Origin of the sequence: Mycobacteroides sp. H003, from assembly GCF_001440135.1 — a bacterium.
In the GTDB taxonomy this organism is placed as follows: Bacteria; Actinomycetota; Actinomycetes; order Mycobacteriales; family Mycobacteriaceae; genus Mycobacterium; species Mycobacterium gwanakae.
Genome location: NZ_LJYL01000010.1, coordinates 183,395 through 197,759, shown reverse-complemented (window position 1 = coordinate 197,759; position 14,365 = coordinate 183,395). Strand labels below are relative to the sequence as shown.

General features: G+C 65.1%; 13 protein-coding genes. 12 read left to right on the top strand and 1 reads right to left on the bottom strand.

Going from position 1 to position 14,365, the window contains the following annotated elements:
• The first annotated feature begins 59 nt into the window (after positions 1-59).
• Genes pyrR through pyrF form a run of 7 tightly spaced genes read left to right on the top strand, consistent with a single transcriptional unit; the run spans position 60 to position 8,698 of the window.
• On the top strand, positions 60-608 hold the full coding sequence (gene pyrR / locus AOT87_RS06830) for a bifunctional pyr operon transcriptional regulator/uracil phosphoribosyltransferase PyrR (protein WP_030093552.1): 549 nt from the start codon (positions 60-62) through the stop codon (positions 606-608).
• Positions 563-1,561: an aspartate carbamoyltransferase catalytic subunit gene (locus tag AOT87_RS06825; RefSeq protein ID WP_193601822.1), complete on the top strand. Its 999-nt coding sequence runs from the start codon at positions 563-565 to the stop codon at positions 1,559-1,561. Before pyrR ends, AOT87_RS06825 begins: the two co-directional genes overlap by 46 nt.
• A complete protein-coding gene (locus AOT87_RS06820) occupies positions 1,558-2,859 on the top strand; it encodes a dihydroorotase (RefSeq protein WP_030093550.1) in 1,302 nt (433 codons plus the stop codon). The genes AOT87_RS06825 and AOT87_RS06820 overlap by 4 nt, the downstream gene beginning before the upstream one ends.
• Positions 2,856-3,353 carry a hypothetical protein gene (locus AOT87_RS06815; RefSeq protein WP_057967956.1) on the top strand — a complete coding sequence of 166 codons (498 nt, stop codon included), beginning with the start codon at positions 2,856-2,858 and terminating at the stop codon, positions 3,351-3,353. The genes AOT87_RS06820 and AOT87_RS06815 overlap by 4 nt, the downstream gene beginning before the upstream one ends.
• Positions 3,350-4,480 (top strand): glutamine-hydrolyzing carbamoyl-phosphate synthase small subunit, encoded by a 1,131-nt coding sequence (gene carA, locus AOT87_RS06810; protein WP_057967957.1) that lies wholly within the window; start codon positions 3,350-3,352, stop codon positions 4,478-4,480. Before AOT87_RS06815 ends, carA begins: the two co-directional genes overlap by 4 nt.
• Positions 4,480-7,818, top strand: a complete 3,339-nt coding sequence (gene carB / locus AOT87_RS06805) for a carbamoyl-phosphate synthase large subunit (protein ID WP_057965957.1) — start codon at positions 4,480-4,482, stop codon at positions 7,816-7,818. Before carA ends, carB begins: the two co-directional genes overlap by 1 nt.
• Before the next feature lie 52 nt (positions 7,819-7,870).
• Complete coding sequence (gene pyrF / locus AOT87_RS06800) at positions 7,871-8,698, top strand: orotidine-5'-phosphate decarboxylase (RefSeq protein ID WP_057967958.1); 828 nt, start codon at positions 7,871-7,873, stop codon at positions 8,696-8,698.
• Here pyrF and AOT87_RS06795 read toward each other — a convergent pair.
• The gene (locus AOT87_RS06795; protein WP_057967959.1) at positions 8,680-9,999 is read right to left on the bottom strand and encodes an acyltransferase; all 1,320 of its coding nucleotides are present in this window, start codon (positions 9,997-9,999) and stop codon (positions 8,680-8,682) included. The genes pyrF and AOT87_RS06795 overlap by 19 nt on opposite strands.
• Positions 10,000-10,456: 457 nt before the next feature.
• Here AOT87_RS06795 and mihF point away from each other — a divergent pair, with 457 nt between their 5' ends.
• The 5 genes from mihF to metK all read left to right on the top strand — a co-directional run bounded on the left by mihF (position 10,457) and on the right by metK (position 14,330).
• On the top strand, positions 10,457-10,774 hold the full coding sequence (gene mihF, locus AOT87_RS06790) for an integration host factor, actinobacterial type (RefSeq protein WP_030093544.1): 318 nt from the start codon (positions 10,457-10,459) through the stop codon (positions 10,772-10,774).
• 10 nt (positions 10,775-10,784) lie between these two features.
• Positions 10,785-11,354 carry a guanylate kinase gene (gene gmk, locus AOT87_RS06785; protein ID WP_057967960.1) on the top strand — a complete coding sequence of 190 codons (570 nt, stop codon included), beginning with the start codon at positions 10,785-10,787 and terminating at the stop codon, positions 11,352-11,354.
• A 102-nt stretch (positions 11,355-11,456) separates the two neighbouring features.
• Positions 11,457-11,741, top strand: coding sequence for a DNA-directed RNA polymerase subunit omega (gene rpoZ / locus AOT87_RS06780; RefSeq protein WP_225422047.1), 285 nt, complete (start codon positions 11,457-11,459; stop codon positions 11,739-11,741).
• 50 nt (positions 11,742-11,791) lie between these two features.
• Entirely contained in the window at positions 11,792-13,045 is a 1,254-nt protein-coding gene (gene coaBC, locus AOT87_RS06775) for a bifunctional phosphopantothenoylcysteine decarboxylase/phosphopantothenate--cysteine ligase CoaBC (RefSeq protein WP_057967961.1), read from the top strand.
• 82 nt (positions 13,046-13,127) lie between these two features.
• Positions 13,128-14,330 (top strand): methionine adenosyltransferase, encoded by a 1,203-nt coding sequence (gene metK / locus AOT87_RS06770; protein ID WP_030093540.1) that lies wholly within the window; start codon positions 13,128-13,130, stop codon positions 14,328-14,330.
• The last annotated feature ends 35 nt before the right edge of the window (positions 14,331-14,365 follow it).

Here is a 14,365-nt window from a genome sequence, read left to right as displayed (position 1 = left end):
CAGTGAGGCGGAGAAGGAGGTCTCGCGTAAGCGTGGGCGCATTACCAGAGGGACGCGAACTGTTGTCCGCCGCAGATGTCGGCAGGACCATCTCGCGTATCGCGCATCAAATCATCGAGAAGACCGCTCTTTCCGATTCCAGTGACGCGCCCCGCGTCGTGCTGGTCGGTATCCCGACACGCGGCGCCACCCTGGCCAAACGATTGGCCGCCCACATCACCGAGTTCTCCGGTGTTGAGGTGCCCGCCGGATTCCTGGACATCACGCTCTACCGCGACGACTTGCGCAACAAACCTCACCGCCCGCTGGAACGCACCTCCATTCCTGAAGGCGGGGTCGATGGCGCCCTGGTGGTGCTCGTCGACGACGTGTTGTTCTCGGGCCGCACGGTGCGCTCGGCGCTCGACGCGCTGCGGGATCTGGGCCGGCCGCGGGCGGTGCAGCTGGCGGTGCTGGTTGATCGCGGGCATCGTGAACTGCCGTTGCGCGCCGATTACGTCGGCAAGAACGTGCCGACCGCGCGCTCCGAAGACGTCAAGGTGCTGCTGGCCGAACACGACGGATGCGACGCCGTGGTCATCAACAGTGCGCAGGGGGAGGCCTCGTGAAGCATCTGCTGTCGGCGGCCGACCTGACCCGCGACGAGGCCACCGCCATCCTCGACGACGCCGACCGGTTTCTGCAGGCCCTGGCGGGACGTGAGGTCAAAAAGCTGCCCACCCTGCGCGGGCGCACCATCATCACGATGTTCTATGAGAACTCCACGCGGACAAGGGTTTCCTTCGAAGTGGCGGGGAAGTGGATGAGTGCCGACGTGATCAACGTCAGTGCGTCCGGTTCCTCGGTGGCCAAAGGTGAATCGCTGCGCGACACCGCCCTGACCTTGCGCGCGATCGGCGCTGACGCGTTGATCGTCCGCCACCCGGCCTCCGGGGTCGCCGCGCAGCTTGCGCAGTGGACGTCAGAAGGACTGGCCGGCGGTCCCGCTGTGATCAATGCCGGCGACGGCACCCACGAACATCCGACGCAGGCACTGCTTGACGCGCTCACCATTCGGCAGCGGCTGGGCGGTCTGGAAGGTCGCCGCATCGTGATCGTCGGGGACATCCTGCACAGTCGAGTCGCTCGATCGAACGCTCTGCTGCTCAACACGTTCGGCGCCGAGGTGGTGCTGGTGGCTCCGCCCACGCTGCTGCCCGTTGGCGTCGAGACGTGGCCGGTGACGGTCAGTCATGACCTGGATGCCGAGCTACCGGGTGCCGACGCCGTGCTGATGCTGCGGGTGCAGGCCGAGCGCATGACCGGTGGCTTCTTCCCCTCGGCGCGCGAGTACTCGGTGCTGTACGGATTGTCCGAGGCTCGGCAGCGGCTGCTCTCCGAACACGCGGTGGTGCTGCATCCGGGCCCGATGCTGCGCGGTATGGAAATCGCGTCCTCCGTGGCCGACTCGTCGCAATCAGCTGTTCTGCAACAGGTATCGAATGGAGTGCATATCCGCATGGCCGTGCTGTTCCACCTGCTGGTCGGGTCGTCCGACAGCTCAGAGGCGGTGCCCGCATGAGTGTCCTGATCAAGGGCGTACTGCTGTACGGGGAGGGCGAGCAGGTCGACGTCCTCATCGAAGACGGCCAGATCACCCGTATCGAGGCCGGTATCGGCGCGGGTATCGAGACGGAAGTCGACACCGCCATCGAGGCGCCGGGGCAGGTGCTGTTGCCGGGATTCGTCGACCTGCACACGCATCTGCGTGAACCGGGGCGTGAAGACACCGAGACCATCGACTCGGGCTCGGCGGCAGCGGCTTTGGGCGGGTACACCGCCGTCTTCGCGATGGCCAACACGAACCCGGTGGCAGACAGCCCCGTGGTGACCGATCACGTGTGGCAGCGCGGCCAGCAGGTCGGATTGGTCGACGTACATCCGGTGGGTGCCGTCACGGTCGGGCTGGAAGGCAAGCAGCTCACCGAGATGGCGATGATGGCGCGTGGTGCGGGCCGGGTGCGGATGTTCTCCGATGACGGCAAATGCGTGCACGATCCGCTGATCATGCGGCGCGCTCTCGAATACGCCAAGGGCTTGGGTGTGCTCATCGCCCAACATGCCGAGGAACCGCGGCTCACCGTCGGATCGGTGGCGCATGAGGGGGCCAACGCGGCCAAGTTGGGCCTGACCGGGTGGCCCCGCGCCGCCGAGGAATCCATCGTCGCGCGGGACGCGATTTTGTCACGCGACAGCGGTGCTCCGGTGCACATCTGTCACGCATCCACCGCCGGCACCGTCGAGCTGCTCAAATGGGCCAAGGGGCAAGGCATTTCCATCACCGCCGAGGTGACTCCGCACCATCTGCTGCTCGATGACGGCCGGCTGGCCTCCTACGACGGTGTGTATCGGGTAAATCCGCCGCTGCGGGAGTCGACCGACGCCCAGGCATTGCGCCGGGCCCTCGCCGACGGGGTGATCGACTGTGTGGCAACCGACCACGCACCGCACGCCGATCACGAGAAATGCTGCGAGTTCGCGGCGGCCCGCCCCGGAATGCTCGGGTTGGAGACTGCGCTGTCGGTGGTCGTGGAGACCATGGTGAAAACGGGATTGCTGACCTGGCGCGATATCGCCAGGGTGATGAGTGAGCGGCCGGCGCAGATCGTCGGTCTGCCCGATCAGGGGCGTCCGTTGGCAGTCGGCGAGCCCGCCAACCTGACGATCGTTGACCCCGACGCCACCTGGACCGTCAGTGGCGATGGATTGGCCAGCAAGTCGGCCAACACCCCATTCGAATCGATGACGTTGCCTGCCACCGTGACCGCGACGCTGCTGCGCGGCCGCATCACCGCACGGGACGGCAAGGTGACCCAGTGAACCACGGCGACTTCATCGGTGCCCTCATCATGGCGGGCGCCTCGCTCACCTTGACTGTGCTGCTCGCCCGCCTGATGTGGCGCGGCTGGCGCGCACGCGGCCAACGTCAGATCGATACCGTGGGGGAACTGCCCGTGGTGCCCGCCGAGCGCGGCGACATCGTCATCGATCCCGCGGATGGCCTCTACGTCGGCAGCACCATCGCGCCGGACTGGCAGGACCGAATCGCGGTGGGCGACTTGGGCTACCGCGCGAACGCCACCTTGACCAGGTACACGGGCGGGATCCTGCTGGAACGCGGCGGCACCGCGGACATCTGGATCCCCGCCGACGTCATCACCGAGATCCGTACGGCCAAGGCGCTGGCGGGCAAGGTGCTCACCCACGAAGGAATTCTTGCGATCCGGTGGCGGCTGCCCTCGGGCACCGAGATCGACACCGGATTTTTGGCACGACCGCGAAGCGAATATCAGGAATGGAAGCAGGCGTCATGAGCGACAAGGCGGTGCTCGTTCTCGAAGACGGGCGGGTGTTCACCGGTAAGCCGTTCGGGGCGGTGGGTGAAACTCTCGGCGAGGCGGTGTTCTGCACGGCCATGTCGGGTTACCAAGAAACCCTGACCGACCCGAGCTATCACCGGCAGATCGTGGTGGCGACAGCGCCGCAGATCGGCAATACCGGATGGAACGACGAGGACGACGAGAGCCGCGGCGGAAAGATCTGGGTTGCCGGATACGCGGTGCGCGACCCCTCGAACCGGGTCTCGAATTGGCGCGCCACAGGGTCCCTGGATGATGCCCTCAAGGGGCAGCACATTGTCGGTATCGCCGGAATCGACACTCGGGCCGTCGTCCGTCACCTGCGTACCCGCGGGTCCATGAAGGCGGGCATCTTCAGCGGGACAGTTGCCGACGCGCCCACCGACTTCCTGCTGTCGCGCGTCAACGGCCAGCCCTCGATGCTGGGTGCGGACCTGGCAGGAGAGGTGAGCACCGACGACACCTACATCGTGGAACCCGATGGCGCGCACCGGTTCACCGTGGCCGCTCTGGACCTGGGGATCAAGACCAACACCCCACGTAACTTCACGCAACGCGGTATCCGCGTACAGGTGGTGCCCTCGTCCATCAGCCCGGACGAGCTGCTCGCACTGGCGCCCGACGGCGTGTTCCTGTCCAACGGGCCGGGCGACCCGGCCACCGCGGATCACGTGGTGGCGGTGACACAGGCGGTGCTGCAACAGAAAATCCCGCTGTTCGGCATCTGCTTCGGTAATCAGCTGCTGGGCCGGGCATTGGGCAGGTCCACCTACAAGATGACCTTCGGGCATCGCGGCATCAACATCCCGGTCATCGATCACGCGACGGGCCGGGTCGCGATCACCGCGCAGAACCACGGCTTCGCCCTCGAAGGTGAGGCGGGTGAGCAGTTCGATACGCCGTACGGGCGCGCCGAGGTAAGCCACACCTGCGCCAACGATGGCACGGTGGAAGGGATCCGGCTGTTGGACGGATCGGCTTTCTCGGTGCAGTACCACCCGGAGGCGGCGGCGGGACCTCATGACGCCGAGTACCTCTTTGACCAGTTCGTCACGGCACTTGAGAATCGGGGTAATCGCTGATGCCACGTCGCACAGACCTCAACCACATCCTGGTCATCGGTTCTGGCCCCATCGTCATCGGCCAGGCCTGCGAGTTCGACTACTCGGGCACCCAGGCCTGCCGTGTGCTGCGGTCAGAGGGGCTCCAGGTCAGCCTCGTCAACTCGAACCCGGCGACGATCATGACCGACCCGGAGTACGCCGACAACACCTACGTCGAGCCGATCACCGCAGAGTTTGTCGAGAAAGTCCTTGCCGCACAGGCGGAGAAGGGCAACAAGATCGACGCGCTGCTGCCCACGCTGGGCGGCCAGACCGCGTTGAACACCGCGGTCGCGCTCTACGAGAACGGTGCACTCGACCGCTACAACGTGGAGCTCATCGGCGCCAACTTCGAGGCCATCCAGCGCGGCGAGGACCGGCAGCGGTTCAAGGACATCGTCGCGAAGGTCGGCGGCGAGTCGGCGAAGTCCCGTGTCTGTTTCACCATGGACGAGGTCCGCGACACCGTCGCCGACCTCGGGCTGCCGGTCGTGGTGCGCCCGTCCTTCACCATGGGCGGCTTGGGCTCCGGCATGGCCTACACCCCCGAGGATGTCGAGCGGATGGCGGGCGAGGGACTCTCGGCGTCCCCGTCGGCGAATGTGCTGATCGAGGAATCCATCTACGGCTGGAAGGAATTCGAGCTCGAGCTGATGCGCGACAGCCGCGACAACGTGGTGGTCGTGTGCTCGATCGAGAACGTCGATCCGATGGGCGTGCACACCGGAGACTCGGTGACGGTGGCTCCGGCGATGACGCTGACCGACCGCGAGTATCAGAAGATGCGTGACCTGGGTATCGCGATCCTGCGCGAGGTCGGCGTGGACACGGGCGGCTGCAACATCCAGTTCGCCATCAACCCGCGCGATGGTCGCCTCATCGTGATCGAGATGAACCCACGCGTATCGCGCTCCAGCGCGTTGGCCTCCAAGGCAACCGGATTCCCCATCGCCAAGATCGCGGCCAAGCTGGCGATCGGGTACACGCTCGACGAGATCGTGAACGACATCACCAAGGAGACCCCGGCCTGTTTCGAGCCGACTCTGGACTACGTCGTCGTCAAGGCCCCGCGATTCGCCTTCGAGAAGTTCCCCGGCGCCGACGCCACCTTGACCACCACCATGAAATCGGTGGGTGAGGCAATGTCCCTGGGGCGCAACTTCGCTGAGGCACTCGGGAAGGTCATGCGCTCGCTGGAGACCTCCGCGGCGGGCTTCTGGACCGACAACGCCAGCCCCATCGAGGATCTGGACACGTTCCTGCAGGAGCTGCGGGTGCCACGTGACGGGCGGCTCTACGGTATCGAACACGCGCTGGGTGCCGGTGTCTCCGTTGAGCAGGTGGCCGAGATCACCGGTGTCGACCCGTGGTTCGTGGAAGAGATCGCGCAGATTCACCAGCTCGGTACGGAGTTGCGTGAGGCACCGATCCTTGACGAGGAACTGCTGCGCAGGGCCAAGCACTACGGGCTCTCGGATCGCCAGATCGCCGCACTCCGGCCGGAATTGGCGGGGGAGGACGGGGTGCGATCGTTGCGCCACCGGATGGGAATCCGGCCGGTGTACAAGACAGTCGACACCTGCGCCGCCGAATTCGAGGCCAAGACCCCGTACCACTATTCGAGCTACGAGCTGGATCCGGCCGCGGAGTCGGAGGTGGCCCCGCAGACCGAGCGGCCCAAGGTGCTCATCCTCGGGTCGGGCCCCAACCGCATCGGCCAGGGTATCGAGTTCGACTATAGCTGCGTGCACGCGGCAACCACGTTGTCGCAGGCCGGATTCGAGACCATCATGGTCAACTGCAACCCGGAAACGGTGTCCACCGACTATGACACCGCCGACCGCCTGTACTTCGAACCGCTGACGTTCGAGGATGTGCTAGAGGTGTTCCACGCCGAAAATGAGTCCGGCCGCGGTGGACCGGGTGTCGTCGGTGTGATCGTGCAGCTCGGCGGACAGACCCCACTGGGGCTGGCGAAGCGTTTGGCCGATGCCGGCGTGCCGGTGGTGGGCACCAGCCCGGCGGCCATCGATCGCGCCGAGGACCGGGGGGTGTTCGGGGATCTGCTGGTGTCGGCCGGTCTGCCGGCGCCTCGATTCGGCACCGCGACGACCTTCGAGCAGGCCAGGCAGATCGCCTCCGATATCGGTTACCCGGTGCTGGTGCGACCGTCCTACGTGCTGGGTGGACGGGGTATGGAGATCGTCTACGACGAGGACACCCTGCACGGCTACATCACGCGGGCCACCCAGCTCTCACCCGAGCACCCCGTGCTCGTCGACCGTTTCCTCGAGGATGCCATCGAGATCGATGTCGACGCGTTGTGCGATGGCACCGAGGTTTACCTCGGCGGCGTCATGGAGCACATCGAGGAGGCCGGTATTCACTCCGGCGACTCGGCGTGCGCGCTACCGCCGGTAACCCTGGGCCGCAGCGATATCGAAAAGGTTCGCAATGCCACCGAGGCCATCGCGCACGGAATCGGAGTAGTGGGCCTGCTCAATGTGCAGTACGCGCTCAAGGACGATGTGCTGTACGTCCTGGAGGCCAACCCACGTGCGAGCCGAACGGTTCCATTCGTGTCGAAGGCCACCGCGGTTCCGTTGGCCAAGGCGTGCTCACGGATCATGCTGGGCGCCACCATTGCCGGTCTGCGCGAGGAAGGACTGCTGCCCGCTGACGGCGACGGCGCCACCCTGCCGCCGGGCGCTCCGGTAGCGGTCAAGGAGGCCGTGCTGCCGTTCCACCGTTTCCGCAAGGCGGATGGCAGCCAGGTGGATTCCCTGCTCGGGCCGGAGATGAAGTCCACCGGCGAGGTCATGGGCATCGACGCCGACTTCGGTAGCGCGTTCGCCAAGAGCCAGACCGCCGCGTACGGGTCGTTGCCGAAGGAGGGCACGATCTTCGTCTCGGTGGCCAACCGCGACAAGCGCTCCCTGGTGTTCCCGGTGAAGCGACTGGCCGATCTCGGATTCAAGGTGCTCGCGACCGAAGGTACGGCAGAAATGCTGCGCCGCAACGGAATACCGTGCGAAGAGGTGCGCAAGCACTATCAGGGCGCCGAGGACGGATTGCCCCCGCGTTCCTCGGTCGACGTCATCAAGGCCGGTGAGGTCGCGATGGTCATCAACACCCCGTACGGGAACTCCGGCCCCCGTGTCGACGGATACGAGATCCGTTCGGCCGCGGTGTCGATGAACATTCCGTGCATTACCACGGTGCAGGGTGCGTCGGCCGCGGTGCAGGGGATCGAGGCGGGTATCCGTGGGGATATCGGCGTGCGGTCGCTGCAGGAACTCCACGCGGGCTTGCGATGAGCCGCTTGCGCGAAGAGTGTCGGGCAGCGATGAGCCGCTTGCGCGAAGAGCGGTGGGTCCGGTGACCTTCGGCGCACGGCTGAAGGCGGCCACCGCATCCCGTGGCCCGCTGTGTGTGGGCATCGATCCGCATCCTGAGCTGCTACGCGCCTGGGGGCTAAACGCCGATGCGTCGGGTCTGGCCCGGTTCAGCGATATCTGTGTGGAGGCCTTCGCCGACGTGGCGATCGTCAAGCCGCAGGTGGCGTTCTTCGAAACCTATGGTGCTGCAGGGTATTCGGTGCTCGAACGGACCATCGCGGGGCTCCGCGAGGCTGGTGTGCTGTTGCTGGCCGATGCCAAGCGCGGGGACATCGGCTCGACGATGGCCGCATACGCACAGGCTTGGCTGGGCGATTCACCGTTGAGCTCCGACGCGGTCACGGCCTCGCCGTATCTGGGCTTCGGATCGTTGTCTCCGCTGCTGGACCTGGCGCGTGAACGTGACCGCGGCGTCTTTGTCCTTGCCGCGACCTCCAATCCCGAGGCGCCCCCGGTGCAGCGCGCACGCGCCGGGGAGCTGACCGTCGCACAGGCGATGGTGGACCAGGTGGCCGCGTTGAACGCCAAGGGGGCCGGTCCGGGATCTGTGGGTGTCGTGGTCGGGGTCACCGTCACCGATCCGCCGGATCTGTCGTCGATCGGCGGCCCCGTACTTGTTCCGGGGCTTGGGGCACAGGGCGGTAAGCCCGAGGATCTGCGTGGCTTGGGTGGGGCTCCGGGATCGCTGTTGCTACCGGCGGTCTCGCGTGAGGTGCTGCGCGAGGGGCCCGACGTCACAGCGCTGCGTGCGGCCGTGTCGAGGCTGCGGGACAGCGTCGCCTATCTGCGTGTCGAATGAGCAAGCGAGAATTGGTTCTCTGAACTATTCGCATTGCTGTGCAATGGGTTTCGGCACAGTGCACGTGCGGCCGCCAGTGGTATCAGGGACGCCACCACCACCCAGCGTCCAATGGGCGTGAACCCACCCCAGAGCGGATTGATCACATAGATCCGGGTGTAGACCAGCGTCAGTATCGCCCCGATCAGCACCAGGACACCGACCGCGGTATCGCGCCCTGTGCTCATCGAGGGCACCGGACGGTCCCACCACGGCAGCGCACGACGTTCTGTGGCCCGCAGTGGGATGAAGAACACGGCCACGATGGCGCAGACGATGGCCAGCCGCAGTACGTTCCCCGGCCAGTACCAGGCGTCGCGCGGGCTCACCAATCCGACGCGAAGAGCCAGGTAAATCCCGTAGGAAAGCAGGAACGTGACCACCCAGTGCCATAGATAGATCGTCATGCTGCCGCTATTGCAGACCTGCAGGAACTTCCACGTCCGCGCCCCCTGCAGCCAGCGGTTGATGGCTGGTCCGAAAGCGATGACCAGCATGCATTCGAGAATGGCGCTGGCCGCGAGCAGCAGAGTCGGCGGCATGTTGGCGATCAGCCCTGATGGATAGGGCCCCAGGATGGCCAATGCGACGGTGCCGCCCAACGCGACGGCCGCGGCCGCCATGGCCACCCGGCGGGGGACCAGGGCGCGCTGATAGGCGATACCCAGTGCGGCGGGGACAAGCCACATGAAGATCATGTTGATCCAACCCGTCATCACCCAGGTATCGGTGACCACGCTGACGGTGTCCACCAGGGCTGTGAGCAGGCACATCGCCGCGATGAACCAGCCCAGCCGGCGTCCGGTGCGGATGCGGGCCAGCCACGGCATGAACGCAAGCGTCAGCAGATACGCACCGACGTACCAAAGCAGCTCGATATGTCTCATCTCGAGATACAGGAGTTGTCTGGAATTGCCCATGGTGATGCGCAGCAAGGTGGTCACCAGTGCGACGAAGACGAGGAAGTAGAACACCGGGCGAAAAAGCCGTGTCGTCCGGCTCATCAGAAACTGCCCCCAGGACCTACCGGATTCCCAGGAATGGAGATTTGCTGCTGCACCTGCAAAAAAGAACAGCGGCATCAATGGGATCAGCCAGAATAGCCAATGTACGTTGTAATTCGCGGACATGGCTGGTTTGCCCTTGACGATAGTGGGGCTACCCGCGAGGACGTGATAGGCCACCACGGTGGCCAGTGACACGAGCCTCACGGCATCCAATACCCGATCACGCTCACGTGATGGGTGCGTGGAATCACCCATATGGCGCACCCTACCCAGCAACTGGTGTGCCTTGCTAAGCAACTTCCCGGGCGCCTGCTCGTCGGCATTCTCACCTGCGCCTCTTCAACTGAACGTTGACGGGTCGCGACACGCGCAACACGAGATTCACACAAGATTTTCAGTTTGCCCTCATGGCAATCACGGTTTGCTTGTCTCCGGTTCAGGTACAAGAATCGGCGGTGTTGTCAACTCCGCGTGAATCATATTGTGCAACAATATGATTCAATTGCGACCTGCAGAAATGCCGGGTCGGAACGCATGGAAGCGATGGTTGCTCGGCAGGATCGCCTGCGGCCCCTCTAGCAGGCGATTTTCACCGAGATGAGGGGGGTGGGGTTCACATATGTCGGTTGGCGTGGGTACGGTCGCTGTCGCTGGCTGGTTGTTTTCCAGCCGATCAGAAAAACCGACGAGTTTCGTATGAGACGGAGGAATCGTGGCCCTTCCACAGTTGACTGACGAGCAGCGTGCCGCCGCGTTGGCGAAGGCGGCTGCCGCCCGCCGCGCCCGGGCCGAGCTCAAGGAGAAGCTCAAGAAAGGCGGCACCAATCTCAAGCAGGTGCTCAAGGACGCCGAGACCGACGAGGTCCTCGGCAAGATGAAGGTTTCCGCTCTGCTGGAGGCCCTGCCCAAGGTCGGCAAGGTCAAGGCGCAGGAGATCATGACCGAGCTGGAGATCGCCCCGACCCGCCGTCTGCGTGGCCTCGGCGACCGTCAGCGCAAGGCGCTGCTGGAGCGGTTCGACTTCTCCTGATCTTCTCCAGATGACAGCTTCGACGAGGGGCCGGGTAGTAGTCCTATCCGGCCCCTCAGCCGTCGGTAAGTCCACCGTGGTGCATCGGTTACGCGATGACGTGGATGGTCTTTTCTTCAGCGTCTCCGCCACCACCAGGGCCCCGAGGCCTGGTGAGGTGGACGGCGTGGACTACCACTTCGTCACCACCGAGGAGTTCCAGCGGCTCATTGACACCGGTGCGCTGCTGGAATGGGCCGATATTCATGGCGGCTTGCAGCGTTCAGGAACCCCTGCGGCGCCTGTTCACGAGGCCATGGAGGCCGGGCGGCCGACCCTCATCGAGGTCGATCTGGCCGGCGCCCGCGCCATCAAGGCGGTACTTCCGCAGGCTCTGACCGTCTTCCTGTCGCCACCGAGCTGGGATGCGCTGGTGCAGCGGCTTACCGGCCGAGGCACCGAATCGGAGACCGTGATCGCCCGGCGATTGGAAACTGCCGAGGTCGAAATGGCGGCTCAAAGCGACTTTGATGTCGTCGTCGTCAATGACCAGTTGGAAAATGCCTGCGCACAGTTGGTATCGTTATTGGTCGGACGTTAATCGGCAGCGCATGAACAAAGACTGCGAATACCGCGCCCGCCACATTCAGCGCCATATACCTATCCAGGAGATTTCTTAGTGAGCACCTCCCAGACTGACGTCATCGTCGAACCGGGCACCGAAAGCTACGACGCCGCGCTCGACACGCCGCTGGGTATCACCAACCCGCCGATCGACGAGCTGCTGGCGCGGGCATCGAGCAAGTACGCGCTCGTGATCTACGCAGCCAAGCGCGCACGCCAGATCAATGACTACTACAACCAGCTGGGCGACGGCATCCTCGAGTACGTGGGGCCGCTGGTCGAGCCGGGTCTGCAGGAGAAGCCGCTGTCGATCGCGCTGCGCGAGATCCACGGCGACCTGCTTGAGCACACCGAAGGCGAGTAGAAGCTGCGATGAGCGGCTCGCGCGAAGAGCATCGGGCCTGAGGTCCGGCTGTGTCGCGGATCATCGTCGGAGTAGGCGGAGGAATCGCCGCGTACAAGGCGTGCACTGTGGTGCGCCAACTCGCGGAGGCCGGACACAGCGTCCGGGTCATACCGACCGAGTCGGCTCTGCAGTTCGTGGGTGCTGCCACCTTCGAGGCGCTCTCGGGTGAGCCGGCCCGAACCGGGGTGTTCGACGATGTTCCGCAGGTCCCGCATGTTCGGCTCGGGCAGGACGCAGACCTTGTCGTGGTCGCTCCTGCCACCGCCGACCTGTTGGCCCGCGCGGCCACTGGCCGCGCCGACGATCTGCTGACCGCAACCCTGCTGACCGCGCGTTGTCCGGTCCTGTTCGCGCCCGCAATGCACACGGAGATGTGGCAGCACCCGGCAACGCAGCAGAATGTCGCGACATTGCGAAGCCATGGCGCGGTGGTCTTAGAGCCCGCTTCAGGACGCCTTACCGGCGCCGATACCGGTCCGGGCCGGCTTCCCGAGGCCGAGGAAATCACGACACTGGCACAGCTGCTGCTGGCGCGAGCCGATGCTCTCCCGCACGATCTGGCAGGTGTGCGCGTCCTGGTGACGGCCGGTGGCACCCGTGAGCCCCTGGATCCCGTCCGCTTCATCGGAAATCGCAGCTCCGGTAAGCAGGGATACGCGATCGCCCGGGTGGCCGCACAGCGCGGCGCCGAGGTCACACTCATCGCGGGTCATACCGTCGGGTTGCCCGACCCGGCCGGAGTCGACGTCGTGCACATCAGCTCTGCCGCGCAATTACAGGATGCGGTGACCAAACACGCGCCGGCGGCCGAGGTGTTGATCATGGCGGCCGCCGTGGCCGATTTTCGGCCCGCGCACGTTGCGACCAGCAAGATCAAAAAGAGCCACGGCGCCGACGGTGAGAATCCCGTCGATGCGCCCATCGAGTTACTGCGTAACGCCGACGTGTTGGCGGGGGTGGTCCGTGCGCGCTCAGACGGGCAGCTGCCCAGGATGCGGGCCATCGTCGGGTTTGCGGCCGAAACCGGTGACGCCAACGGCGACGTACTGTTCCATGCCCGCGCCAAGCTGAAGCGCAAGGGCTGTGATCTGTTGGTAGTCAACGCTGTTGGCGAGGGGCGAGCCTTTGAGGTGGATAGCAACGATGGATGGCTGCTGTCCGCTCAAGGCGGTGGTGAGATCGCCGAAGTCGTGTTGGAGCACGGCACCAAAGTTCTGATGGCAAGCCGTATTGTGGATGCCGTCGCCGGACTTTGTCAGTGAACCTGACAACCCGGCATGGCCCCGATACCAAATCGTCGGCCATAATGATTAGGACACGTAACGATCTGAAAGGGGCTGCGCGGTGAGCTCAGCGGGACGGCTTTTCACCAGTGAATCGGTGACCGAAGGGCACCCGGACAAGATCTGTGATGCCATCAGCGACTCGATTCTCGACGCGCTGCTCGCACAGGACCCCAAGTCCCGGGTCGCGGTGGAGACGCTGGTGACCACCGGTCAGGTCCACGTCGCCGGTGAGGTCACCACCTCCGCCTACGCCGATATCCCCAAGATCGTGCGTGATCGCGTGCTGGAGATCGGCTACGACTCGTCCTCCAAGGGCTTCGACGGGCACTCCTGCGGTGTGAACATCGCCATCGGTGCTCAGTCTCCCGATATCGCGCAGGGCGTCGACACCGCACATGAGGCCCGTGTGGAGGGTGCCGCAGATCCCCTTGACGCCCAGGGAGCCGGAGACCAGGGCCTGATGTTCGGGTATGCCATCAACGACACCCCCGAGCTCATGCCGCTGCCCATCGCGTTGGCGCACCGCCTCGCGCGACGTCTGACCGAGGTCCGCAAGGACGGTCTGCTGCCGTACCTGCGCCCCGACGGCAAGACCCAGGTCACCATCGAGTACGACGGCCACAAGGCCGTGCGCCTGGACACTGTTGTGCTCTCTACGCAGCACGCTGCCGACATCGACCTGGAAAACCTGCTGACCCCGGATATCCGCGAGAAGGTCGTCAACACCGTTCTGGACGAGCTCGAGCAGGAATCGCTGGACATCTCCGACTACCGGCTGCTGGTGAACCCGACCGGAAAGTTCGTGCTGGGTGGTCCGATGGGTGACGCCGGCCTGACCGGCCGCAAGATCATCGTCGACACCTACGGCGGCTGGGCCCGCCACGGCGGCGGTGCGTTCTCCGGTAAGGACCCGTCAAAGGTGGACCGCTCGGCTGCGTACGCCATGCGCTGGGTCGCCAAGAACGTGGTGGCTGCCGGGCTGGCGGATCGCGTCGAGGTGCAGGTTGCCTACGCCATCGGCAAGGCCGCCCCGGTGGGCCTGTTCGTCGACACCTTCGGCACCAACACGGTCGACCAGGCCAAGATCCAGAAGGCCATCAACGAGGTCTTCGATCTGCGTCCAGGCGCGATCATCCGCGATCTGGATCTGCTGCGACCGATCTACGCGCAGACTGCCGCGTACGGCCACTTCGGCCGCACCGACATCGACCTGCCGTGGGAGCGGACCGACCGGGTCGATGCGCTCAAGGCAGCCATCTAGCCTCTTCGCGAAAAAGCGCCGGGCGTGAACAGTGT

Bases quoted from the DNA above. Each gene is read 5' to 3' on its own strand.
- AOT87_RS06825 (WP_193601822.1), top strand. From the start codon at position 563: ATGCGACGCCGTGGTCATCAACAGTGCGCAGGGGGAGGCCTCGTGAAG.
- AOT87_RS06820 (WP_030093550.1), top strand. From the start codon at position 1,558: ATGAGTGTCCTGATCAAGGGCGTACTGCTGTACGGGGAGGGCGAGCAG.
- carA (WP_057967957.1), top strand. From the start codon at position 3,350: ATGAGCGACAAGGCGGTGCTCGTTCTCGAAGACGGGCGGGTGTTCACC.
- carB (WP_057965957.1), top strand. From the start codon at position 4,480: ATGCCACGTCGCACAGACCTCAACCACATCCTGGTCATCGGTTCTGGC.
- AOT87_RS06795 (WP_057967959.1), bottom strand. From the start codon at position 9,999: ATGGGTGATTCCACGCACCCATCACGTGAGCGTGATCGGGTATTGGAT.
- gmk (WP_057967960.1), top strand. From the start codon at position 10,785: ATGACAGCTTCGACGAGGGGCCGGGTAGTAGTCCTATCCGGCCCCTCA.